Below are 24,134 nucleotides of genomic sequence, written 5' to 3' on the forward strand. Positions count from 1 at the left end.
CGCCGTGGGCGCGCCTTCGCTTTATCAGTACGGAGAACGCTATGGCTTGGAATGAGCCGGGTGGCAACTCGAACAATCAAGACCCTTGGGGCGGCCGCAAAGGCGGTGGTCGGCAGGGGCCGCCGGATCTCGACGAAGCGTTCCGCAAGCTGCAAGAAAGCCTCAATGGGCTGTTTGGCGGTGGCAAGAAACGTGGTGACGACGAATCTGGTCGCAGTGGCGGCGGCGGTGGCTTCGGCCTGCTGTTCGTCGGCCTTGGCCTGTTGGCGGTGGTATGGCTGTACAGCGCGATCTATGTGGTGGATGAGCAGGAGCAGGCTGTGGTGCTGCGTTTCGGCAAGTACCACGAGACCGTTGGTCCTGGCCTGAATATCTATTTCCCGCCAATCGACCGCAAGTTCCAGGAAAACGTCACGCGTGAGCGCGCCTACAGTAAGCAGGGCGCCATGCTGACCGAAGACGAGAACATCATCGAAGTACCGCTGACCGTGCAGTACCGGGTGAGCAACCTGCAGGACTTCGTGCTCAACGTCGACCAGCCGGAAGTCAGTCTGCAGCACGCCACCGACAGTGCCGTGCGCCATGTGGTGGGTTCCACCGAGATGGACCAGGTACTGACCGAAGGCCGTGAACTGATGGCCAGTGAGGTACGTGAGCGCCTGCAGCGTTTCCTCGACAACTACCGGACCGGTATCACCATCACTCAGGTGAACATCCAGAGTGCTGCGGCGCCGCGTGAAGTTCAGGAAGCCTTCGATGACGTGATCCGTGCCCGTGAAGACGAGCAGCGTGAGAAGAACCAGGCCGAGTCCTACGCCAACGGTGTCATTCCGGAAGCGCGTGGTCAGGCTCAGCGTCTGCTGGAAGAGGCCAACGGTTACCGTGATGAAATCATCGCCCGCGCTCAAGGTGAGGCGGATCGTTTCACCAAATTGGTCACCGAGTACCGCAAGGCGCCTGAGATCACTCGTGAGCGTCTGTACATCGACACCATGCAGGAAGTGATGAGCAACACCAGCAAGGTTCTGGTCACCGGTGACAAGGGGCAGAACAACCTGCTCTATCTGCCGCTGGACAAGATGATCGATAGCCGTGGTGGCGCTTCTTCCTCCAGCTCCAGCAACAGCAGCAATACGACAACGCGTGATCCGGCTGTGCCGCTGAGCGGCGATCTGTCGCAGCGTAATCTGCGTACCCGGGAGGGCCGTTGATGAACAACAAGTCCCTGATCGGCCTGATCGTGGCCGTGGTTGTGGCCCTGGTGGCATGGAACAGCTTCTATATCGTGGCTCAGACCGAGCGTGCGGTATTGCTGCAGTTCGGTCGCGTGGTTCAGCCTGATGTGCAGCCTGGTCTGCATGTGAAGATTCCTTACGTCAACCAGGTGCGCATCTTCGATGGTCGTCTGCTGACGCTGGATTCAACTTCCTCGCGCTTCCTGACCCTGGAGAAGAAAGCGCTGATGGTCGATGCCTACGCCAAATGGCGCGTGAAGGATGCCGAGCGTTTCTATCAGGCGACGTCTGGTATGAAACAAGTGGCAGACGAGCGTCTGGCGCGTCGTCTGGAGGCATCGCTGCGTGACCAGTTCGGTAAGCGCACCCTGCACGAATCGGTATCTGGCGAGCGTGATGCGCTGATGGCCGATGTGACCGCGACCCTCAATCGCGCTGCCGAGCGTGAGCTGGGTATCGAAGTGGTCGACGTGCGAGTCAAGGCTATCGACCTGCCACGCGAAGTGAACCGCAGCGTGTTCGAGCGTATGAGCACCGAGCGTGAGCGTGAGGCTCGCGAGCATCGCGCCAAGGGTCGCGAGCTGGCCGAAGGTATTCGCGCCGACGCCGATCGTCAGCGTCGCGTACTGCTGGCTGAAGCCTATCGTGAAGCTGAAGAGCTGCGCGGTGACGGTGATGCTCAGGCTGCTTCCATTTATGCCCGCGCCTACGGTCAGGATCAGGAGTTCTACTCCTTCTACCGTAGTCTGCAGGCTTACCGCGAAAGCTTCGCTGACAAGCGTGATGTGCTGGTGCTGGACCCAGGCAGCGATTTCTTCCGCTACCTGGAAAAATCCAGGCCTTGATTGGCAGCCCTGGCGGCGCGATGCGTCGCCAGGGTGACCGCAAGGTAAAACGTGGTATCATGCGGCAGCCGGGAAAATCCCGGCTTTTTTGCGTCTGTGGGAATCATGTGGCAGGAACTCGGCATCGCACTGTGTCTGGTATTGGTGCTGGAAGGCATCCTGCCCTTCCTCTATCCGCGCCATTGGCGCGGAGCGGTCATGCAGGCAGCTCGTCTGCCCGACCGTCGACTGCGCCTTATGGGGCTGGCCAGCATGCTGCTGGGTACTGCCCTTCTATATCTGCTTCACTGAAGGCTTGTGCCGCCCGGATCGAGAGGGGAATGGCGAAATGGCAACGGTAGACCGCTGGCTGCTGCCAGATGGCATCGAAGAAGTACTGCCGCCGGAAGCGGCACGCATCGAGGCGGCACGCCGTCAGGTGCTGGACCTGTTCCAACGTTGGGGTTACGAGTTCGTCGTCACCCCCCATATCGAGTACCTGGAATCCCTGCTGACTGGCGCCGGCCAGGATCTTGACCTGCGCACCTTCAAGGTCACCGATCCGCTGTCCGGTCGGCAGATGGGCTTTCGTGCCGACATCACCCCGCAGGTGGCGCGTATCGATGCCCACACCTTGCGCCGTGAGGGGCCGAGCCGTCTTTGCTATGCCGGCAGCGTGCTGCATGCGCAGCCGCGTGCCTTGACCACGTCGCGTAGCCCGATTCAGTTGGGCGCCGAGCTCTATGGCGACGCCAGCCCGGCCAGCGATATCGAAGTGATCAGCCTGCTGGTGGAGACCCTCGAGCTGGCTGCGGTGCCGGACGTGCACATGGATCTCGGTCATGTCGGCATCTATCGTGGTCTGGCGCATGCCGCTGGGCTGTCCGGCGAAGCTGAGCAGCAGTTGTTCGATGCGCTGCAGCGCAAGGCGATGGATGAAATCGAAAGCCTGACCGCGGCATTGCCGGCTGGGCTGGGCAGCATGCTGCGCTCGCTTGCCGAACTATGCGGTGGCCGCGAGGTGCTGGATCTGGCCCAGGCCGTGTTGGTCGAGGCGCCGGATGCGGTGCACGCTGCGCTCGATGAGCTGGTGGCCATCGCTGATGCACTGGAGCTGCGCTATCCGGAGCTGCCGCTGTATTTCGACCTGGGCGAGTTGCGCGGCTACAACTACCACACCGGTGTGGTGTTCGCGGCGTTCGTACCGGGCGAGGGCGGAGCCATCGCTCAGGGTGGTCGTTACGACGATACCGGCGCGGTATTCGGTCGTGCACGCCCGGCTACTGGCTTCTCTACCGACCTGAAGACCCTGGTCACCCTGGGTGACATGCGTGTGGATGAGACGGTCAGCGGCGTCTGGGCGCCGGACAATCATGATCTCTATCTGTGGCAGGCCGTTCGTCGTCTGCGTGGTGAGGGCGAGCGCGTGGTACAGGCGCTGCCCGGGCAGAGCGAGACCGATGCGCGCGAGGCGGGCTGTGATCGCCTGCTGGCGCTACGTGATGGACGTTGGCAGGTGGCGCCCCTGGCGTCCTGAATTCATTTTCGCCGGCCCGCGGCCGGCATCGAAGCTTGCGCGAAGAGGACAAGTTTATGGGTAAGAATGTCGTCGTCCTGGGCACCCAATGGGGTGATGAGGGCAAGGGCAAGATCGTCGACCTGCTCACCGAGCAGGCCGCTGCAGTCGTGCGTTATCAGGGTGGTCACAACGCGGGCCACACCCTGGTGATCAACGGTGAGAAGACCGTCCTGCACCTGATTCCGTCCGGCATCCTGCGTGAAGGCGTCGAGTGTCTGATCGGCAACGGTGTGGTCGTCGCGCCCGACGCCCTGATGCGCGAAATCACCAAGCTGGAAGAGAAGGGTGTGCCGGTGCGTGAGCGCCTGCGTATCAGCCCGGCCTGCCCGCTGATCCTGTCCTATCACGTGGCGCTGGATCAGGCGCGCGAGAAGGCCCGTGGTGACGCCAAGATCGGTACCACGGGTCGCGGCATCGGCCCGGCCTACGAAGACAAGGTCGCGCGCCGCGGTCTGCGTGTCGGTGATCTGTTCCACCGCGAGCGTTTCGCCGCCAAGCTGGGCGAGCTGCTGGACTACCACAACTTCCAGCTGGTCAACTTCTACAAAGAGCCGGCCATCGACTTCCAGAAGACCCTGGATGAGTGCATGGAATACGCCGAGCTGCTCAAGCCGATGATGGCTGATGTCACTGCCGTGCTGCATGACCTGCGTCGTGACGGCAAGGACATCATGTTCGAAGGCGCCCAGGGCTCCCTGCTGGACATTGACCACGGTACTTACCCCTACGTCACCAGCTCCAACACCACTGCTGGTGGCATTGCTACCGGTTCCGGTTTCGGCCCGCTGTACCTGGATTACATCCTCGGCATCACCAAGGCCTACACCACTCGTGTTGGTTCCGGTCCGTTCCCGACCGAACTGTTCGATGACGTCGGTGCCTTCCTGGCCAAGCGTGGTCATGAGTTCGGTGCCACCACTGGCCGCGCCCGCCGTTGCGGCTGGTTCGATGCGGTGATCCTGCGTCGCGCCATCGAGATCAACAGTATCTCCGGCCTGTGCCTGACCAAGCTGGACGTGCTCGACGGCCTGGAAACCATCCGCATCTGCACCGGTTACAAGGATGCCAATGGCCAGGTGCTGGTCGATGCGCCGACCGACGCCGACAGCTACATCGGCCTGCAGCCGGTCTACGAGGAAATGCCGGGCTGGAGCGAATCCACCCTGGGCGCCAAGAGCCTGGAAGAGCTGCCGGCTGCGGCCCGCGCCTACATCAAGCGTGTGGAAGAGCTGGTCGGTGCGCCGATCGACATCATCTCCACCGGCCCGGACCGCAACGAGACCATCGTGCTGCGTCATCCGTTTGCCTGATCGAGAGCTTCTCGAGTCGCACAGGAGCCGCCTTCGGGCGGCTTTTTTGTGCTCGCCCTTACGGGCTCTGGCTGGGGTGCTGGGCATGCGCTTTGCTTGTATTCAATAAATCCCGGAAGTCGCCGTTATAGCTGTTACGGTCGTTGAGGAGTGTCCCCAGTGTTCGCCATCGTTTCCATGTTGCGTAGCCGTCTGCTGCGTCCGGTGTTCATCGCGCTTGGTCTGGCCATGTTGGTACAGGTCGGTTTGGCTGCCTGGCTGATGCGTGCGTCGGTCGAGGGCATGGTCGAGGATCTGGCGCAGCGCCTGGGCGGTCAGAGCCAGCGCCTTGGTGAAGAGCTGAACATGGCCGAGCGCGAGATGAGTCAGGGGCTGGCGGCGTTGTCGAGCAGTACCCGCACTCGCCTGGGCGAAGGGCTTTCCACCCAGTTGAAGAGCGAGCAAGCGCAACTGCGCGTGGTGCTCGAGGGTAATCTCAAGCAATCCGGTCAGGCGCTGGCGCAGTTGTTGGCGGGTGTTGCGCCGAAGTCCATCTGGGATCTGGACATTCCTGCGCTGACGGCGCTTACCCGAATCGCCCAGCAGGACCCAGCGGTGCTATTCGCCATCATCTATGACGCCGAAGGCAAGCGCCTGACGCGCAATTTCAATCGCAGTAATGCACAGGTACGCGAGCTGGTCGCTGCCGGGCAGGGTGACTCTCCGCTGGAGAAGCTGGTCGAAGCTGCGTCGCGTGATCCGCGCGTGTACGTGGTTGAGGCGCAAATCAGTCCGATGGGCGCTTCGATCGGCAAGGTGCAGATGGGCCTGTCGCTGGATCTGGTGGAGAAGGAGTTGACTGCGCTGGACGGCCGCTTTGCTGCTTTGGTCAGCGGTGCTGGTGAACTGGTCGATAGCAGTCTGGCTGGCGCTTCCGAGGAAGCGACCGGCGCGCTGCGTGAGCGCCTACAGTCGGCCGAGCGCTACACCCAGGAAATGGCGCGCAACGGTGGTGAGTCGGTGCGCGCGGCGGCGGATTCACTGCGTTGGAACATCGCCCTCGGCTTGTTGATCGTGGGGGCGTTGGCAATGGTAATGGTCGCCCTGGTGTTGGGCTGGCGAGTGCTGAGTCGCCTGCGTCTGCTCAGTGCCGCGCTCAATGACCTGGCGGCGGGCGAGGGGGACCTGACTCGCCGCGTGAGTATCGACAGTCAGGATGAAGTTGGCGAAATGGCCGATGCGGTCAATCGTTTCATCGCCAAGCTGCAGCCCATCGTGCGTGAGTCTGGCGAGGTGGCGTTGCGCACTGGCGAGCAGATCCGCAGCCTGACTCAGCGCGGTGTGGCGGCCGAGGCCGCTGCTGGTCGTCAGCGCGATGAGGTGGCGGGCAGCCTGCAGGCGTTGGAGCAAATGGCCGACGAGGCGCAGGCGGAAAGCCAGGCCATGCAGGATGCGCTGCAGCGCGTCGACACCATCCGCCAGGCTGCGCATGAAAATGCGGCTATCGCTCAGCGTCTGTCAGTGCTGATCGAAGGCTTGGTGGCGCGGGTGGCCGATGGCTCGGCAGTGATCGAGCGCCTGGCCAAGCAGAGCGAGCAGATCGAGGTGGTGCTGACGGTGATCCAATCAATTGCCGAGCAGACCAACCTGCTCGCGCTCAACGCGGCCATCGAGGCGGCGCGGGCTGGTGAGAGTGGGCGTGGTTTTGCGGTAGTGGCCGACGAGGTGCGGGCGCTGGCGAGCAAGACTCAGCAGTCCACTGGCGATATCCAGACCCATATCGCTGCGCTACAGCGGGGCGCGCAAGAGGCGGTTGCCGCCATCGCCCAGGCAGGCGCGCAAGGAAGTGAAGGGCTGCAGGTGCTGCGTGACAGTGCGCGCCTGCAGCAGTCGGTGCAGCAGTCGGTAGACGAAGTGCATGGTGCCATCAATGCAGCCACTCAGGCGGCGGCACATCAGGCGGACGGTGCGGGAGCGGTACGCGGGCGTGTCGAGACCATTCATGCCGAAGCGCAGCGTGCGGCCGAGGCGGTGACTGCGATTGCCGGCAATGCGCGGGCGTTGGATGAGTTGGCAGCGCAGCTCAAGGCCAGCCTGGGGCAATTCAAAGTGTAGGGTGCGCCGTGCGCACCTCGCTGTTCCATGGTCTGGGCGGGTGCGCGTAGCGCGCCCTGCGAGGTGGTCTGCTTTTTTGTGGGCAATAAAAAACCGAGTCATTCGACTCGGTTTTTTGAATTTTGGTGCCCAGGAGAAGACTCGAACTTCCACGACCGTTAAGTCACTGATACCTGAAACCAGCGCGTCTACCAATTCCGCCACCTGGGCACTGCAGCAATGTTCGTCGTTGCCGACACGGAGCGTTGCATCCGTTTATTTGCAAAGTGGGTTATCAAACCACTTCACGAATTTGGTGCCCAGGAGAAGACTCGAACTTCCACGACCGTTAAGTCACTGATACCTGAAACCAGCGCGTCTACCAATTCCGCCACCTGGGCACAGCAGCAATGTTCGTCGTTGCCGACACGGAGCGTTGCATCCGTTTATTTGCAAAGTGGGTTATCAAACCACTTCACGAATTTGGTGCCCAGGAGAAGACTCGAACTTCCACGACCGTTAAGTCACTGATACCTGAAACCAGCGCGTCTACCAATTCCGCCACCTGGGCACAGCAGCAATGTTCGTCGTTGCCGACACGGAGCGTTGCATCCGTTTATTTGCAAAGTGGGTTATCAAACCACTTCACGAATTTGGTGCCCAGGAGAAGACTCGAACTTCCACGACCGTTAAGTCACTGATACCTGAAACCAGCGCGTCTACCAATTCCGCCACCTGGGCACAGAAACCGATGAATCATCATCTGCTTCGTGTTACAACGTCTGCTCGACGCTGTGGGCGCGAACTATACGGGCGGGCATTTACCTTGTAAACCCCTGACCCCAAAAAAATTATTGTCACCGGAAAAGCTGCCCCGGATGCCTTTTTCGCGCTTCAATAGGCATATGGCATACACCTTTATACATAAGCACAGGTAATCCTCCTTACATGGCCGATTGGCAATCCCTCGATCCCGAGGCCGCCCGCGAGGCGGAAAAATACGACAACCCCATCCCCAGCCGTGAGCTGATCCTTTCGCACCTGGCCGAGCGCGGCGCGCCTGCCAGTCGTGAACAACTGGTCGAAGAGTTCGGTTTGCATACCGACGATCAGCTCGAAGCGCTGCGCCGCCGTCTGCGCGCCATGGAGCGTGACGGTCAACTCATCTATACCCGCCGCGGCACTTACGCCCCGGTGGACAAGCTCGACCTAATCTGCGGCCGCATCAGCGGCCACCGCGACGGCTTCGGCTTCCTCGTGCCGGATGACGGCAGCGACGACCTGTTCCTCAGCCCGGCGCAGATGCGCCTGGTGTTCGATCGCGATCGCGCGTTGGTGCGGGTCGCGGGTTTCGACCGGCGTGGCCGCCGTGAAGGCGGTATCGTCGAGGTGATCGAACGCGCTCATGAGAGCATCGTTGGCCGTTACTACGAAGAAAACGGCATCGGTTTCGTCGTCGCCGACAATCCCAAGATCCAGCAGGAAGTGCTGGTTACGCCGGGCCGTACCGCCGGTGCGCGCATCGGCCAGTTCGTCGAGATCAAGATTACGCATTGGCCTACCGCGCGCTTCCAGCCGCAGGGCGACATCGTCGAGGTGATCGGCAACTACATGGCGCCGGGCATGGAGATCGACGTCGCGCTGCGCAGCTACGACATCCCGCACGTCTGGCCCGAGGCAGTAGTCAAGGAAGCGCGCAAGCTCAAGCCTGAAGTGGAAGAGAAGGACAAGGAGAAACGCGTCGACCTGCGTCATCTGCCCTTCGTCACCATCGATGGCGAAGACGCGCGTGACTTCGACGATGCCGTGTACTGCGAGAAGAACAGCAGCCGCTGGAAGCTGTTCTCCGGTGGCTGGAAACTCTACGTGGCCATCGCCGACGTGTCGCACTACGTCAAGGTCGGTTCGGCGCTGGACGCCGAGGCGGTCGAGCGCGGCAACTCGGTGTACTTCCCCGAGCGCGTCGTGCCGATGCTGCCGGAGGAACTGTCCAACGGACTGTGCTCGCTCAATCCGCACGTTGATCGCCTGGCCATGGTTTGCGAAATGACCATGTCCAAAAGCGGTCAGATGGTCGACTACAAGTTTTACGAGGCGGTGATCCACTCCCATGCGCGCCTGACCTACAACAAGGTCAGCCTGATGCTGGAAGATCCCAAGAGCAGCGAGGGCAAGTCCCTGCGCAGCGAGTACAAGGAAGTCCTGCCGCACCTCAACCAGCTCTATGCGCTGTACCAGGTGCTGGTCGCTGCTCGTCACGAGCGTGGCGCCATCGATTTCGAAACGCAGGAGACGCGCATCGTCTTCGGTACTGATCGCAAGATCGACGAAATCCGCCCGACCCAGCGTAACGACGCGCACAAGCTGATCGAAGAGTGCATGTTGGCCGCCAACGTGGCCACTGCGCGCTTCATGCAGGATCACGAGATTCCGTCGCTGTACCGCGTGCATGATGGTCCGCCGCTGGAGCGTCTGGAAAAGCTCAAGGCCTTCCTCGGCGAACTGGGGCTTTCGCTGCAGCGCGGCAAGTCCAAGGACGGCCCGTCGCCCAAGGACTACCAGCGCCTGCTGGAAAGTATTCGCGAGCGCCCGGACTATCATCTGATTCAGACCGTGATGCTGCGCTCGCTGAGCCAGGCGGTATACAGCGCGCAGAACGAAGGGCACTTTGGCCTCAATTACGAGGCTTATACCCACTTCACCTCGCCGATCCGGCGCTATCCCGACCTGCTGGTGCACCGCGCCATTCGCAGCGTGGTTCGCTCCAAGCGCGAGACCAAGCACGTCGAGCGTGCGGGTGCGGCGATCATGCCCAAGGCGCGCATCTATCCGTACGATGAGGCGACCCTGGAGAAACTCGGCGAGCAGTGCTCGATGACCGAGCGCCGTGCCGATGAGGCGACGCGTGACGTGGTCAACTGGCTCAAGTGCGAGTTCATGCAGGATCGTGTCGGTGAGACCTTCGCCGGTGTGATCACTGCCGTGACCGGTTTCGGCATCTTTGTCGAGCTTCGAGATATCTACGTCGAAGGTCTGGTGCACGTGACCGCGCTGCCGGCCGACTACTACCACTTCGATCCGGTTCACCATCGCCTGTCCGGCGAGCGTAGCGGCCGTAGCTTCCGCCTTGGTGACAGTGTCGAGGTCAAGGTGATGCGCGTCGATCTGGACGAGCGCAAGATCGACTTCGAGCTGAGTCAGGACAAGGCCGGCAAGGGTGATGATGCGCGTCGCGGTGGCAAGCCGAATGGCATGGGCAACACCGACGTGCAGAAAAGCCGGGACGTGAAGAAAGCGTTGCTGGCTGGCGCCAAGGCTGGCAAGGGTGCGAGTGGCAAAGGTACTGCCAGCAAGTCGGCAAGCAAGCCGGCCGGTAGTTCGCGCAAAGGCTCCGGGCGTGGCGACAGTGCTCCGCCGCCTGCCGGCAAGCCGCGCAAGCGTAAGGCCAAGTCATGAGTGATCTGGAAAAGATCTACGGCGTACATGCCGTAGAAGCCTTGCTGCGTCATCACCCCAAGCGGGTGAAGCAGGTCTGGCTGGCCGATGGTCGTAGTGATCCTCGAGTGCAACCCTTGCTGGAGCTGGCTGCGCAGTCTCGCGTAAAAGTCGGGCAGTGCGAGCGCCGTGAGATGGATGCCTGGGTCGAGGGCGTGCATCAGGGTGTGGTTGCCGACGTCAGCCCCAGCCAGGTCTGGGGCGAGGCGATGCTCGAGGAATTGCTCGATCGCTGCGAAGGCCCGCCTTTGCTGTTGGTGCTCGATGGCGTGACCGATCCGCACAACCTGGGGGCCTGCCTGCGTACGGCGGATGCCGCCGGCGCGTTGGCGGTGATCGTGCCCAAGGACAAATCGGCAACCCTCAACGCCACGGTGCGCAAGGTTGCCTGTGGCGCTGCCGAGGTGATTCCGTTGGTGGCGGTGACCAACCTGGCGCGCAGTCTGGAGAAGTTGCAGCAGCGCGGCCTGTGGGTGGTCGGTACGGCCGGCGAGGCCGAGCTGGAGGTCTATCAGCAGGACATGACCGGGCCAACGGTGCTGATCATGGGCGCCGAGGGCAAGGGCATGCGCCGTTTGACCCGCGAGCACTGCGATTATCTGGTCAAACTGCCCATGGCCGGCAGTGTCAGCAGCCTCAACGTCTCGGTTGCCACTGGGGTCTGCCTGTTCGAGGCAGTGCGCCAGCGTCAGGCCAAGCGCAAGGGCTGACTGCTCAAATAATCGCCAATTCGTCTTGCGTGCGGCAGGGGGCTTCTCTAGAATGGCGCCCCTTGCCGTGACGGCAGGCCTTTTCGCGCCTACCGCCCGGCAAGCTCATCACGAGAAAACCCACTCCTTGCCTGACCACCTTAGTTGGCAGGCTACAACCCGTAAGGAGCATTTATGCGTCATTACGAAATCATCTTTCTGGTTCACCCGGACCAGAGCGAGCAAGTCGGCGGCATGGTCGAGCGTTACACCAAGCTGATCGAAGAAGACGGTGGCAAGATTCACCGCCTGGAAGATTGGGGCCGTCGTCAGCTGGCTTACGCCATCAACAACGTCCACAAAGCCCACTACGTGATGCTCAACGTAGAGTGCACCGGCAAGGCCCTGGCCGAGCTGGAAGACAACTTCCGCTACAACGACGCCGTGATCCGTAACCTGGTCATCCGTCGCGACGAGGCCGTCACTGGCCAGTCCGAGATGCTGAAGGCCGAAGAAAACCGCAGTGAGCGCCGCGAGCGTCGTGAACGTCCTGAAAACGCCGAGTCCAACGACGGCGATGACAGCGACAGCAACGACAGCGACAACGCTGACGAGTAATCCACGGATCTATTGAGGAGCCAATCACATGGCACGTTTCTTCCGTCGTCGTAAATTCTGCCGCTTCACCGCTGAAGACGTGAAAGAGATCGATTTCAAAGATCTCAACACCCTGAAAGCCTACATCTCGGAAACCGGCAAAATCGTTCCTAGCCGTATCACCGGTACCAAGGCTCGTTATCAGCGTCAGCTGGCCACCGCTATCAAGCGCGCCCGCTTCCTGGCCCTGCTGCCCTACACCGACAGCCACGGCCGCTGAGACCGGACAGTCGACAAGAGTTAAGGAATAGATCGCATGCGCGCCCTGGCTGAATACATCATGCGCGGCCGTATGCAGGCCACCCTCGTGGTGGTGGGATCGGCAGCGATGCCGCTGTTGTTCTGGTTGAGTGCAGCCGCTGGCAGCCTGGTGCTGCTGCGGCGTGGAGCCAGTGATGCCATCGGCATCCTGGCCTGGGCCCTGCTACCGGCGATCGCCTGGTGGTATTTCGGCGAACCGCGCACCTTGCTGGTGCTGGTCGGCGCGCTGGGGTTGGCGTTGTTGTTGCGCGCCAACTGGACCTGGAACCGCATACTGCTGAGCAGTGTGGCACTGGGCCTGGTGTATGGATTTGTCCTTGGGGCAGTGTTCCGCGAACCCATCGCGGCCATGGCCGGTGAGCTGCAGAAGCTACTGCCGACCATGTTCGATGGGCCTCACCAGCAATTGTCGGTGAGTGAACGCGAGCGTCTCGAGGCTTTGATCGCACCAGTGCTGACCGGATTGCTGGCGGCCTTGCTGCAGATTCTGAGCTTGCTGAGCCTGATCCTTGGGCGTTACTGGCAGGCCGTGTTGTACAACCCTGGCGGTTTTGGTCGCGAGTTCCGCGCCCTGAGACTGCCGCTGCCGCAGGCGCTGTTGCTGCTGGCGGGCATGATCCTAGGTCCCAATCTGGGGCCGCAGTTGGCCATGCTCACGCCGCTGTGCAGTGTGCCACTGCTGTTCGCCGGGATCGCCCTGGTGCATGGCTTGGTAGAAAAGGGTGGGCTCGCTCGCTTCTGGCTGGTGGGCATGTACATCACGCTCCTGCTGTTCATGCAGCTGATCTATCCGTTACTGGTGGTCTTGGCCATCGTCGACAGTCTGTTTGATTTTCGCGGTCGCCTGGCGCGCAAGAATGGCCCGGGCTCTGCGAACGGTGAAGGTTAAAAGTTAAGAGGTAAGACCCAAATGGAAGTCATCCTGCTGGAAAAAATCGCCAATCTGGGCAACCTGGGCGACAAAGTGAACGTTAAAGCCGGTTACGGCCGTAACTTCCTGCTGCCGCAAGGCAAAGCCACCGCTGCCACCGAAGCCAACGTTGCTGCTTTCGAAGCACGTCGCGCCGAGCTGGAAAAAGCTGCTGCCGAGAAGAAAGCTTCTGCTGAAACTCGCGCTGCTCAGCTGGCTGAGCTGGAAGTGACCATCACCGCCACCGCTGGCGATGAAGGCAAGCTGTTCGGTTCCATCGGCACCCACGACATCGCTGACGCCCTGACCGCCTCCGGCGTTGAAGTGGCCAAGGCTGAAGTTCGTCTGCCGAACGGCACCATTCGCCAGGTTGGCGAATACGACGTAGCTGTGCACCTGCACACCGACGTCGAAGCCACCGTCAAGGTGGTTGTGGTCGCTGCTTAATCAAGTAGCCGCCAAGCGGGCTTGCGCTGTAGCGTAGGTCTGCTGACAATCGGGCACGGTATCGCTCTGCGATCCGTGCCCTTTGTTTTTCTATCGCAGCATTTTCTTCCCGAGCCTATGAACGACATCAGCATTCCCGAGCAATACGACCTGCAGACTGCCGCCCTGAAAGTGCCCCCGCACTCCATCGAGGCGGAACAGTCGGTGCTCGGCGGCCTGATGCTCGACAACAATGCCTGGGAGCGGGTGCTCGACGGTGTGTCGGATGTCGATTTCTATCGCCATGACCACCGGTTGATCTTCCGCGCCATCTTCAAGCTGGCCGAGCGTAACGAGCCCTTCGACGTGGTGACCCTGTCCGAGCAGTTGGACAAGGAAGGGCAGCTGTCGCAGGTCGGCGGCCTGGCCTATCTCGCCGAGCTGGCGAAGAACACGCCGTCAGTGGCGAACATCAAGGCCTATGCGCAGATCATTCGTGAGCGCGCCACGTTGCGCAAACTGATCAGCATCAGCAACGACATCGCCGACAGCGCCTATGCCCCAGAGGGCCGCACGGGCGAGGAGATTCTCGACGAGGCGGAGCGGCTGATCTTCCAGATTGCCGAAGACCGTCCCAAGACCGGCGGCCCGGTGGGGATCAACGACATTCTGGTCAAGGCCATCGACCGTATCGACACGTTGTTCAACAACGGCGATGCGATCACCGGTCTGTCGACCGGTTTCGACGATCTGGACGGCCTCACCAGCGGCCTGCAGCCTGCCGACATGATCATCGTCGCCGGCCGTCCGTCGATGGGTAAGACCACCTTCGCCATGAACCTGGTGGAAAACGCTTTGATGCGTAGCGACAAGGCGATTCTGGTCTACTCGCTGGAGATGCCGTCGGAGTCCATCGTCATTCGTATGCTCGCCTCGCTGGGGCGCATCGACCAGACCAAGGTGCGTGCGGGTCAGCTCGACGATGATGACTGGCCGCGCCTGACCAGTGCGGTCAACCTGCTCAACGACCGCAAGCTGTTCATCGACGATACCGCCGGTATTTCCCCGAGCGAGATGCGCGCACGCACGCGGCGTCTGGCACGCGAGCACGGTGAGATCGGCCTGATCATGGTCGACTACCTGCAGTTGATGCAGATTCCTGGCTCCAGCGGCGATAGTCGGGTCAACGAGATTTCCGAGATCTCTCGCTCGCTCAAGGGTCTGGCCAAGGAATTCAACTGCCCAGTCATTGCCCTGTCGCAGCTCAACCGCGGCCTGGAGCAGCGCCCCAACAAGCGCCCGATCAACTCCGACCTGCGCGAATCCGGTGCGATCGAGCAGGACGCCGACATCATCCTGTTCGTCTACCGCGACGAGGTGTACCACCCGGAGACCGAGTACAAGGGCGTGGCCGAGATCATCATCGGCAAGCAGCGTAACGGCCCACTGGGTACGGCACGCCTGGCCTTCCTCGGCAAATATTCGCGCTTCGAGAACCTGGCGCCGGGTAGCTACCAGTTCGAGGACGAATAGGTCGTTGCCGCGCTCGCTACGGTTTCCAGCGCAACGCGGCAGCGGCACAGATCAATGAAAACGGGCGCCCAGCGGTTAAGATGGGCGCCCGTTTTTCGTTCAGGCCTTCCGTCATGCGTCCGCTTGCCGCCATCGTCGACCTCTCTGCCATCGCTCATAACTACGCCGTGGCCAAGCGCTGCGCACCCGGGCGTCAGGCCTTCGCCGTGGTCAAGGCCAATGCCTATGGGCATGGCGTGCGTGAGGTGGTCACGGCGTTGCACGAGATTGCCGATGGCTTTGCCGTGGCCTGTCTGGAGGAGGCGGCCGAGGTGCGCGCCATGCACGGTGAGGCGCGTATCCTGCTGCTGGAGGGCTGCTTCGAGGCGAGTGAATATGCCATCGCTGCGCAGCTGGGGCTGGATCTGGTGCTACAGAGCGCGGCGCAGGCCGAGGCGCTGATCGCCAGTGATTTGGTGCGTCCTCTCAACGTCTGGCTCAAGCTCGACTCTGGCATGCACCGCCTCGGTTTCGATGCCGCCAGCCTGCGTGAGTGGCATGCGCGGCTCGAAGACGCCGAGCAGGTTGCCGAGCTCAACCTGCTCAGCCATTTCGCCTGTGCCGACGAGCGCGGCCATCCGCTGACCGAGCTGCAGGTCGAGCGTTTTCTCGATCTGCTGGATCTGGATTTCAATCATCGTTCGTTGGCCAACTCGGCGGCCGTGCTGACCATTCCGGCGGCGCATATGGATTGGCTGCGCCCCGGCATCATGCTCTACGGCGCTACGCCGTTCGCCGAGCTGAGTGCGCGCGAACTGGGGCTGAAACCGGCCATGACCCTGGCTGCGCGGGTGATCGCCGTGCGTGAGGTGGCAGTCGGTGAAAGCGTTGGTTATGGCGCGACCTGGGTGGCCGAGCGGCCCTCGCGTATTGCCACGGTCAGCTGCGGTTATGCCGATGGTTATCCACGCCATGCGCCCAGTGGTACACCGGTGTTGATCGAGGGGCAGCGTGCCAAGCTGGCGGGCAGGGTGTCGATGGACATGCTGGCGGTGGATATCACGGATCTGCCGGAAGCCGATGTCGATTCACCGGTGGAGCTGTGGGGCAGCCAGTTGCCGGTGGATGAAGTGGCCACGGCGTGCGGCACTATCGGCTACGAGTTGCTGAGCAAGGTCACTGCGCGGGTGCCACGGCGCTATATCGGCTGATCAGGCCAGCCCGCTCGGGACTTTCAGTACATCCAACTCCAGGCAGGCCTGTTCGCTGAGCTCGCCATCGTCGCCATGCACGCGCGAACCGGAGCGGCCCAGTTCCTTCACCCGGTAAAGGGCCATGTCTGCCGCCTTGTACAGTCCAGTGAAGTTCTTCGCATGGCGCGGATAGAGCGCTACGCCGATGCTGATGGTTACGCGCAGGCGCTCGGCGCCGTAGTGCACGGGCTCGGATAGCTCGGCCAGCAAGCGCTCAGCGATTTCCCGGGCCTGGCTTTCGGCATCGCTACCGCAGATCAGTGCGGCGAATTCATCGCCGCCCAGGCGCGCAACCGCATCACCGGCGCGAACGTGCTCACGCAGGCGCATGGCGACTACCTGCAGCATCAGGTCGCCAGCGGCGTGACCGAAGCGGTCATTGATCGGTTTGAAATGGTCTAGATCGATCAACAGCAATGCCACGCTTTCATTGTGCCGTTCTGCATGAGCCAGGGCCGACTCGCAGCGCTCGACCAGGTAGCGCCGGTTGGGCAGTTCGGTCAGCGAGTCATGGAAGGCGGCGTGCTGCAGTTCACGCTCGCGTTCACGTAGTTGCTCGTTGGTTGCGGCCAGCTCGGCGGTGCGTGCGGTCACTGCTGCTTGCAGTTCATCGGCACTGGCCTGCAGTTGCGCCAAACGTGCGGTTTTCTCGCGATCTGCCTGTTGCAAGGCAACGGCGCGCTCCTGCTTGAGGATCTGGATGCGATAGGCCAGGGCGAAGGAGAACAGGATGGATTCGGCAGCCACTGCCAGGGGGAACACGTAGGCATTCCACTCGGCCGGCTGCAGCACGCCGGTGGTACGCAGCAGCAGAATGGCGACACTGCCCAGGACCAACCCGTAGCCGTACAGATACAGCTGCGCTGGGAAGAAACCCTGGCGCCAGCGGATCACGGCGCTGCCCAGAGCTGCTGGGATGCTGGTCAGCGACAGCAGGGCGATGGCCCAGGCAGCGAGATAGCGCTGATCGAACAGGGTCAGAACGATGGCGATCAGGTAGATCACGCAGGCCATGTTCAGCAGGTGATGCGCCCAGCGCACGTAGATACGCGTCTGCAACAGTGTCTGGGTGAAGCGGCTGGCGAACAGGCCCCATAGCGAGGGTAGGGTGATGCGATCAAGCCACGCCGGCACCGCATGGTTTGGCCACAGGTACTGTGCGCCATGGCCGGTCATGCTCATGATGAACAGCAGGGCGAAGGCAGTGGTCAGCACATACCAGAAATAGGCCTTGTCGCGCAGCGAGATGAGGATGAACAGGTTGTACAACAGCAGCGCGAAAACCACGCCATAGATAGCTCCGAGCGCCAGGTTCTCGCGGGTGGCCAGTTGCGTGAGGTCTTCGAGTTGCCAGACTCGCAGCGGGAAGGAGTTGCCTGCCGGGTCGAAAGCACGCAAGTAGAGGGTCTTTGGCTGCTCACCCAGGGTCGGTAGGTCGAACACCATGCGTCGGTACGGGTGGTCGCGGTTTTCGCTGAAGGGGACTCGCTCGCCTGACTGGCGCAACTGCCAGCCACCCTGGCCATCAGGGAGATAGAGCTGCAGGTCCAGCTGCGTCACTGAGCCCACCTCCAGTACCCAGTAGGCGGGAGCGTGCATTTCGCGTTGCAGGGTGAGTTTGATCCACCAGGGATTGAGGCTCTGGCCGACACTGGCTCGGCCGTTAGCGGGTTGAAAGCGCGACTGCTGCTCAGGGCTGGCAAGGTCGTCGATGGTCAGGGTGCCTTGGGCGTCTTCCAGCAACTCGATATGCGCATTGAGCGGCATGCCGCTGCTGGCGTCGGTGAGTTCCACCGACGCCGCTGCCGGGCCCGTGATCGACAGTCCCAGCAGAAGAGCGAGCAGAAAGGCGAAGCGCTGCGGCATAGATGTCCTGGAGTCGGCTGACCGAGTACTTGAGTATATGCACAGGATTGTTATCGGACGAAAACAAATATGGCGTAAGGCTACTGCAGGAAAATAACTGATTTCTCTATCCTTTCTTTCCTGAGGTCGGTGCTGGGCAAGAGTCAGTAGCCAGGTGAGTGATCGGTGCGCCTGTTTGAGCGTTTGCCGTGGTGCGCGCAGGTGCTATTAAACCCAGCGTATTAGTCTGGTTTGGTCAATTTTTGTGCTATTATCCGCGCCCCTCGTGATAGCCCGCTGATCAAAAAATATGCAAGCCGCCAAGCCGTTGTTCGACTATCCCAAGTATTGGGCCGAGTGTTTCGGGCCTGCACCGTTCCTGCCGATGAGCAGGGAGGAAATGGATCAGCTCGGCTGGGATTCGTGCGACATCATCATCGTCACCGGTGATGCCTACGTCGATCATCCTTCGTTCGGCATGGCGATCATCGGCCGTCTGCTGGAAGCCCAGGGCTTTCGTGTGGGCATCATCGCCCAGCCGAACTGGCAGTCCAAAGACGACTTCATGAAGCTCGGCGAGCCGAACCTGTTCTTCGGTGTCGCAGCCGGCAACATGGACTCGATGATCAACCGCTACACCGCCGACAAGAAGATTCGCTCCGACGACGCCTACACGCCCGGCGGCCTGGCCGGCAAGCGCCCGGATCGCGCCAGCCTGGTCTATAGCCAGCGCTGCAAGGAGGCCTACAGCCACGTGCCGGTGGTGCTGGGCGGCATCGAGGCATCCTTGCGCCGTATCGCCCATTACGACTACTGGCAGGACAAGGTCCGCCGTTCGATCCTGATGGACGCCACCGCCGATATCCTGCTCTACGGCAATGCCGAGCGCGCGGTGGTGGAGATCGCTCAGCGTCTGTCGCGTGGCGAGCAGGTCGAAACCATCAGCGATGTACGCGGTACTGCTTTCATTCGGCGTGACACGCCCGAAGGCTGGTATGAGGTCGACTCCACTCGCATCGACCGTCCAGGCCGCGTCGACAAGATCATCAATCCCTACGTCAATACGCAGGACACCGAGGCCTGTGCCATCGAGCAGGCAAAAGGGGAGGTCGAAGACCCCAACGAAGCCAAGGTGGTGCAGATTCTCGACAGCCCGCGCATGACCCGCGACAAGACGGTGATCCGTCTGCCTTCGTTCGAGAAGGTGCGCAACGACCCGGTACTCTATGCCCACGCCAACCGCGTGCTGCACCTGGAAACCAACCCGGGCAACGCCCGTGCGCTGGTGCAGAAGCATGGCGAGGTGGACGTGTGGTTCAACCCGCCACCCATCCCCATGACCACCGAGGAAATGGACTACGTGTTCGGCATGCCCTACGCGCGCGTGCCGCATCCGGCGTATGGCAAGGAGAAGATCCCGGCCTACGACATGATCCGCTTCTCGGTGAACATCATGCGTGGCTGCTTCGGCGGCTGCACCTTCTGCTCGATCACCGAGCACGAAGGCCGCATCATCCAGAACCGCTCCCACGAGTCGATCATTCGCGAAATCGAGGAGATGCGTGACAAAGTGCCGGGCTTCACTGGCGTGGTCTCCGACCTCGGTGGGCCGACCGCCAACATGTACCGCATCGCCTGCAAGGACCCGGAGATCGAGAAACACTGCCGCAAGCCGTCGTGCGTGTTCCCGGGCATCTGCGAGAACCTCAATACCGATCACAGCTCCCTGATCGAGTTGTACCGCAAGGCGCGTGCGCTGCCGGGCGTTAAAAAGATCCTGATCGCCTCGGGCCTGCGTTACGACCTGGCCGTCGAGTCGCCGGAGTACGTCAAGGAGCTGGTCACCCACCACGTTGGCGGCTACCTGAAAATCGCCCCGGAGCACACCGAGCGTGGCCCGCTGGACAAGATGATGAAGCCGGGTATCGGCAGCTACGACCGCTTCAAGCAGATGTTCGAGAAGTACTCGAAAGAGGCGGGCAAGGAGCAGTACCTGATCCCGTACTTCATCGCTGCGCACCCGGGCACCACCGACGAGGACATGATGAACCTCGCCCTGTGGCTCAAGCGCAACGGCTTCCGCGCCGACCAGGTGCAGGCCTTCTACCCGTCGCCGATGGCCACGGCGACCGCCATGTATCACTCGGGCAAGAACCCGCTGCGCAAAGTCACCTACAAGAGCGATGGCGTCGAGATCGTCAAGAGTGAGCAACAGCGTCGCCTGCACAAGGCGTTCCTGCGCTATCACGATCCGAAAGGGTGGCCGCTGCTGCGTGAAGCGCTGACGCGCATGGGCCGCAGTGATCTGATCGGCCCGGCCAAGCATCAACTGATTCCGGCTCACCAGCCGGCTGCTGATGATGGCTACCAGAGTGCGCGGCGCAAGAACTCCACGCCGGTCGGCAGCAAGAAAGTGGGCAACGCAGGCAGGATACTCACTCAGCATACGGGGCTGCCGCCGCGTGGCAGTGATGGCAGCAAGCCCTGGGACAAGCGTGAGCAGGCCAAAGCGGCGGCTGAGGCGCGTAACCAGCAAGCCGCGCGCGAACGTGCTGGCGCTGGCAAAGGCAAGGGCAAGAAGCCCGGGAAGAAACCCGCGGTACCGCGCTGAATCATCGTAGCGCTCACGAAAACGCCAGCATTACGCTGGCGTTTTCGTTTTAGAGGCTCCGGTCGGTATCCGGTAGAGTGGGCTTCAGCCCACCACTGCCATCGTGAGGTGCGGCAGACTCAGTCAGCGCTGAAACGGCAGGTCAGGTAACGGTTGCTCGGGCCGTAGCGCAGGATCGACCACAAGCGCCTGAACAGATAAAACGGGTGGCTGCGGTAATACGCCAGCACGGCATTGCCGACACCTTCCGAACGGTGCTGGCGGGCCTCTTTTTTCTCCGACGTCTTGAACAGTCCGGAAAATTCCCAGTGCTGGATCTGCTCGAAGCGCTCATGCGGGCGCAAACCATGGCGGCGGAACAGGCGGGCGAAGCTGGCTGGGCTGAAATCATGCAGGTGATGCGGGTTGCCGTCGAGCGTTGGCGTGGTCGGCACCGAGGCAATGATGCGGCCACCCTGGGCCAGCAGTCGTGAGAGGTTTTCCACCAGGCGCACCGGGTCCGGCAGGTGCTCGATGGTCTCCAGGCTGACGATACTGTCGAAGCCTGCGCTGTCGGCGAAGGTTTCGGCGTTGGCGCACTGATAGCGCAGGTTGGGGCGTTGATAATTCGCCTGAGCGTAGGCAATGGCTTCGGGGTCGATGTCGATACCGGTGATCTGCTTGTCCGGATGCCGTTCAGCCAGCAATGCACTGCCGTAACCACAGCCACACGCCATGTCGAGCACGCGCGTGCCTGCCAGCGAGTCGCTGGCGAATTCATAGCGCTGCATGTGCAGGTCGAGAGTGGCCTGGTCGGCGGCCAGGCGCTCATCCATCTTCAACGGATAGATGCGTTCGAGGGTGTGCATGGCGGCCTGTCCTTGGGCTGTGGAGGGAGGAGATGGCCGACGTAGTCTGTTGTTTCCCGGTGAGGGCTGCAAGCGTCTCGCCAGGTTTCATGGCTCGGCTTGTGATGCATGGCGGGCTTGGTTTGTTTTTATATTGGCACTATAGTTCCAGAATATAAAAACAACATCGGAGTCCTACCATGCGCCTTGCTGCTCCCTCTGTTATCGCTCTGTCCCTGTTGTTGGCAGCATGTGGGGAGAGCGAAGCGCCGCCCGCGGCCAGTCTCGACTTTCAGAAGCAACTGCAGACGCAGCTGATCAAGGCCAAGCCGGGTGAGGTGATCGAGATCCCCGCGGGCACCTGGCAACTTGACCGTAGCCTGAGTCTCAAGGTCAGTGGTGTGACGTTGCGCGGCGCCGGCATGGATCAGACCATCCTCAATTTCAAAGGGCAGAAGTCGGGTGCCGAAGGGCTGCTGGTGAACGCTTCCGACTTCACCATCGAGGATCTGGCGCTGGAGGACACCAAGGGTGATGCGCTCAAGGTCGTGGGCGGTCAGAACATCATCATCCGCCGCGTACGCACCGAATGGACGAATGGCCCGGCTACCGAGAATGGTGCCTATGGCATCTACCCGGTGCAGACCGAGAACGTGCTGATCGACGGCGTGGTGGCCATCGCAGCCTCGGATGCTGGCATCTATGTGGGCCAGTCGCGCAACGTGGTGGTGCGTAACAGCCGTGCCGAGCGCAACGTCGCCGGTATCGAGATCGAGAACACCATCGGTGCCGACGTTTACGACAACGTCGCCACCGGCAACACCGGCGGCATTCTGGTATTCAACATGCCCAACCTGCCGCAGCCAGGACACACCACACGCGTCTACCGCAACAAGGTCGAGGGCAACAACCACAGGAACTTCGGTCACAAGGGCACGCCGGTCGCCAGTGTGCCGGCGGGCTCTGGGGTACTGATCAACTCCAATGACAAGGTGGAAATCTTCGACAACGATATTGGCGACCACCGCACTGCCAACGTCATCGTCAGCAGTTACTTCAGCACCGGTTATACCGATCTTTCCACGACCGATGATTTCGACCCTTACCCGGAGGCCATCCATATCCATGGCAATCGCTTCGGCCCGGGTGGCGACAGCCCTGACAACCTCGAACTCAAGGCCCTGAGACTGGCCAAGTTCGGGCTCAATGGGCGCCTGCCGGACATCCTCTGGGATGGCTACGTGAACCCTGAAAAGCTGGTCGATGGCAAACTGCCGGTGGAGCTGGCCATCTGCATCGACAATGGCGAGGCGGGTATCGTCAATGTCGATGGGCCGAGCGGCTACAAGAACATCAGCACCGACATCGGGCCACATCGCTGCGAGTTGCCCCGTCTTCCCGCCGTCGAACTGCGTGCAGCTCTGGCCGAGGCAGGTGAGTGAGCATGAAGCACGCCTGGCTATCGATTGCCGCGGTACTGCTCGCTGCCTGCGAGCAGGCGCGCACGCCTCTGTATCTACCCAGTGGTGAGGACTATCCGCAGAAGCTCAGCGCCTGGGGTGTGCTGCAGCAGCGTGACGGCCAACTGCGGCCGGTCGACGGTGTACAGCCCTACGACCTGAATACGCCGTTGTTCACCGATTACGCGTACAAGCTGCGTACGGTATGGATGCCGCAGGGCAGCCATGCGCGTTATTCCGATGAGCGTTTTGACTACCCTGTCGGCACCGTGCTGAGCAAGACCTTCTACTACCCGATCGATGCCCAAGGTCGACTGCTGCGTAGCGAGCAGCACGGTGCCGAAGCGGTGGAGCTGAAGCGGGTGCGACTGATCGAGACGCGCATTATGCTGCGCCAGGAGCAGGGATGGGTCGCGTTACCCTATGTCTGGGACGAGGCGCAACGCGAGGCCACCCTGGACTGGGCAGGCGCCAGTTTCGATCTGCAACTGCATGATGAAGCGGGCGAGGTGCTGTCGGTCGACTATCAGGTGCCCGATGCCAACCAGTGCGCGGGGTGTCATGAGGAGCAGGCGGGCAAGGGCGTACAGCCGCTGGGGCCGAAGGCGCGCCATCTGAACAAGGATTTCGCCTACGCCGATGGTGCGGCCAACCAGTTGCAGTACTGGCAGAACATCGGCTTCCTGCAAGGTATGCCGGCTGACATAGCAAGCGTGCCACGCAATGCCCTGTGGAGCGCGCCGCGCGAAGGAGAGAGCCTGGAACATCAGGCACGCAGTTATCTGGATGCCAACTGCTCGCACTGCCATAACCCTGAGGGGCCGGGGCGTACCTCGGGTTTGTATCTCGATCCGGCTACGCCGCTGAGCATTGCCTATGGGCTATGTAAACAGCCGGTGGCTGCGGGCAAGGGCTCCGGCGACCGTTTGGTGGACATCCACCCCGGTGCGCCGGAGAAATCGGTGCTGAGCTTCCGCCTGCACAGCACCGATCCCAGCATCATGATGCCCGAGCTTGGGCGCTCAACCTCCCACCGCGAAGGGCTGGAGGTGATCGACCGGTGGATCGCCAGTCTCGACGGCGAGTGCTGACTCCCTGCGTAATTGTCATCATTACGGCTGGCGCCTGCTCTATAGTTGTGCGTCCATCTGACCTTGGTGCGGGCGA

Annotated in this window: 19 protein-coding genes, 4 tRNA genes and 1 pseudogene; 18 read left to right on the top strand and 6 right to left on the bottom strand. The window is 61.7% G+C overall.

Annotated features, from left to right (window positions below; genetic code table 11):
• Positions 1-41: 41 nt before the first annotated feature.
• From hflK to CXP40_RS24200, 7 genes and pseudogenes are all read left to right on the top strand, one after another.
• On the top strand, positions 42-1,211 hold the full coding sequence (gene hflK, locus CXP40_RS02930; protein WP_106732514.1) for an FtsH protease activity modulator HflK: 1,170 nt from the start codon (positions 42-44) through the stop codon (positions 1,209-1,211).
• Positions 1,211-2,080, top strand: coding sequence for a protease modulator HflC (gene hflC, locus CXP40_RS02935; RefSeq protein WP_106732515.1), 870 nt, complete (start codon positions 1,211-1,213; stop codon positions 2,078-2,080). The genes hflK and hflC overlap by 1 nt, the downstream gene beginning before the upstream one ends.
• A 105-nt stretch (positions 2,081-2,185) precedes the next feature.
• Positions 2,186-2,371: a DUF2065 family protein gene (locus CXP40_RS02940; protein WP_003459207.1), complete on the top strand. Its 186-nt coding sequence runs from the start codon at positions 2,186-2,188 to the stop codon at positions 2,369-2,371.
• Between the two features lie 37 nt (positions 2,372-2,408).
• Positions 2,409-3,596: an ATP phosphoribosyltransferase regulatory subunit gene (locus CXP40_RS02945; RefSeq protein WP_106732516.1), complete on the top strand. Its 1,188-nt coding sequence runs from the start codon at positions 2,409-2,411 to the stop codon at positions 3,594-3,596.
• A gap of 56 nt (positions 3,597-3,652) precedes the next feature.
• Entirely contained in the window at positions 3,653-4,948 is a 1,296-nt protein-coding gene (locus CXP40_RS02950; protein WP_106732517.1) for an adenylosuccinate synthase, read from the top strand.
• Positions 4,949-6,022: 1,074 nt separating this feature from the next.
• A pseudogene (locus CXP40_RS24195) lies at positions 6,023-6,184 on the top strand (HAMP domain-containing protein); the annotation flags it as partial.
• The gene (locus CXP40_RS24200; RefSeq protein ID WP_371916930.1) at positions 6,158-7,042 is read left to right on the top strand and encodes a methyl-accepting chemotaxis protein; all 885 of its coding nucleotides are present in this window, start codon (positions 6,158-6,160) and stop codon (positions 7,040-7,042) included. The pseudogene CXP40_RS24195 and the gene CXP40_RS24200, both read left to right, overlap by 27 nt.
• A 123-nt stretch (positions 7,043-7,165) precedes the next feature.
• Here the strand turns inward: CXP40_RS24200 and CXP40_RS02960 are convergent.
• The 4 genes from CXP40_RS02960 to CXP40_RS02975 form a co-directional block, all read right to left on the bottom strand.
• Positions 7,166-7,252 (bottom strand) — tRNA-Leu (locus tag CXP40_RS02960).
• 83 nt (positions 7,253-7,335) lie between these two features.
• Positions 7,336-7,422: transfer RNA gene (locus CXP40_RS02965), tRNA-Leu, on the bottom strand.
• Between the two features lie 83 nt (positions 7,423-7,505).
• Positions 7,506-7,592, bottom strand: a tRNA-Leu gene (locus CXP40_RS02970).
• 83 nt (positions 7,593-7,675) lie between these two features.
• Positions 7,676-7,762 (bottom strand) — tRNA-Leu (locus tag CXP40_RS02975).
• Positions 7,763-7,969: 207 nt separating this feature from the next.
• Here CXP40_RS02975 and rnr point away from each other — a divergent pair.
• The 8 genes from rnr (at position 7,970) to alr (ending at position 16,182) form a co-directional block, all read left to right on the top strand.
• A complete protein-coding gene (gene rnr / locus CXP40_RS02980) occupies positions 7,970-10,477 on the top strand; it encodes a ribonuclease R (protein WP_106732519.1) in 2,508 nt (835 codons plus the stop codon).
• Positions 10,474-11,226 carry a 23S rRNA (guanosine(2251)-2'-O)-methyltransferase RlmB gene (gene rlmB, locus CXP40_RS02985; RefSeq protein ID WP_037005855.1) on the top strand — a complete coding sequence of 251 codons (753 nt, stop codon included), beginning with the start codon at positions 10,474-10,476 and terminating at the stop codon, positions 11,224-11,226. The genes rnr and rlmB overlap by 4 nt, the downstream gene beginning before the upstream one ends.
• Before the next feature lie 174 nt (positions 11,227-11,400).
• Positions 11,401-11,823, top strand: a complete 423-nt coding sequence (rpsF, locus tag CXP40_RS02990; RefSeq protein ID WP_003246846.1) for a 30S ribosomal protein S6 — start codon at positions 11,401-11,403, stop codon at positions 11,821-11,823.
• Between the two features lie 28 nt (positions 11,824-11,851).
• Complete coding sequence (gene rpsR, locus CXP40_RS02995; RefSeq protein ID WP_003246847.1) at positions 11,852-12,082, top strand: 30S ribosomal protein S18; 231 nt, start codon at positions 11,852-11,854, stop codon at positions 12,080-12,082.
• A gap of 36 nt (positions 12,083-12,118) precedes the next feature.
• Entirely contained in the window at positions 12,119-13,012 is an 894-nt protein-coding gene (locus tag CXP40_RS03000; protein WP_106732520.1) for a hypothetical protein, read from the top strand.
• Positions 13,013-13,033: 21 nt separating this feature from the next.
• A complete protein-coding gene (gene rplI / locus CXP40_RS03005) occupies positions 13,034-13,480 on the top strand; it encodes a 50S ribosomal protein L9 (RefSeq protein WP_037005852.1) in 447 nt (148 codons plus the stop codon).
• 117 nt (positions 13,481-13,597) lie between these two features.
• The gene (gene dnaB / locus CXP40_RS03010) at positions 13,598-14,992 is read left to right on the top strand and encodes a replicative DNA helicase (protein WP_106732521.1); all 1,395 of its coding nucleotides are present in this window, start codon (positions 13,598-13,600) and stop codon (positions 14,990-14,992) included.
• 113 nt (positions 14,993-15,105) lie between these two features.
• Entirely contained in the window at positions 15,106-16,182 is a 1,077-nt protein-coding gene (alr, locus tag CXP40_RS03015) for an alanine racemase (protein ID WP_106732522.1), read from the top strand.
• Here alr and CXP40_RS03020 read toward each other — a convergent pair whose 3' ends face one another.
• Positions 16,183-18,090 carry a diguanylate cyclase gene (locus CXP40_RS03020; protein WP_106732523.1) on the bottom strand — a complete coding sequence of 636 codons (1,908 nt, stop codon included), beginning with the start codon at positions 18,088-18,090 and terminating at the stop codon, positions 16,183-16,185.
• Between the two features lie 289 nt (positions 18,091-18,379).
• Between CXP40_RS03020 and CXP40_RS03025 the strand changes: the two genes are divergently transcribed.
• Positions 18,380-20,680, top strand: a complete 2,301-nt coding sequence (locus CXP40_RS03025) for a YgiQ family radical SAM protein (protein ID WP_106732524.1) — start codon at positions 18,380-18,382, stop codon at positions 20,678-20,680.
• Positions 20,681-20,799: 119 nt separating this feature from the next.
• Here the strand turns inward: CXP40_RS03025 and CXP40_RS03030 are convergent, their stop codons facing one another.
• Complete coding sequence (locus tag CXP40_RS03030) at positions 20,800-21,528, bottom strand: bifunctional 2-polyprenyl-6-hydroxyphenol methylase/3-demethylubiquinol 3-O-methyltransferase UbiG (RefSeq protein ID WP_106732525.1); 729 nt, start codon at positions 21,526-21,528, stop codon at positions 20,800-20,802.
• A gap of 179 nt (positions 21,529-21,707) precedes the next feature.
• Between CXP40_RS03030 and CXP40_RS03035 the strand changes: the two genes are divergently transcribed.
• Positions 21,708-22,949 (top strand): parallel beta-helix domain-containing protein, encoded by a 1,242-nt coding sequence (locus CXP40_RS03035; RefSeq protein WP_106732526.1) that lies wholly within the window; start codon positions 21,708-21,710, stop codon positions 22,947-22,949.
• A gap of 2 nt (positions 22,950-22,951) precedes the next feature.
• Complete coding sequence (locus tag CXP40_RS03040; RefSeq protein ID WP_106732527.1) at positions 22,952-24,058, top strand: SO2930 family diheme c-type cytochrome; 1,107 nt, start codon at positions 22,952-22,954, stop codon at positions 24,056-24,058.
• The last annotated feature ends 76 nt before the right edge of the window (positions 24,059-24,134 follow it).

The sequence above is a fragment of the Pseudomonas sp. YY-1 genome (assembly GCF_002843095.1).
Lineage (GTDB): Bacteria > Pseudomonadota > Gammaproteobacteria > Pseudomonadales > Pseudomonadaceae > Aquipseudomonas > Aquipseudomonas sediminis_A.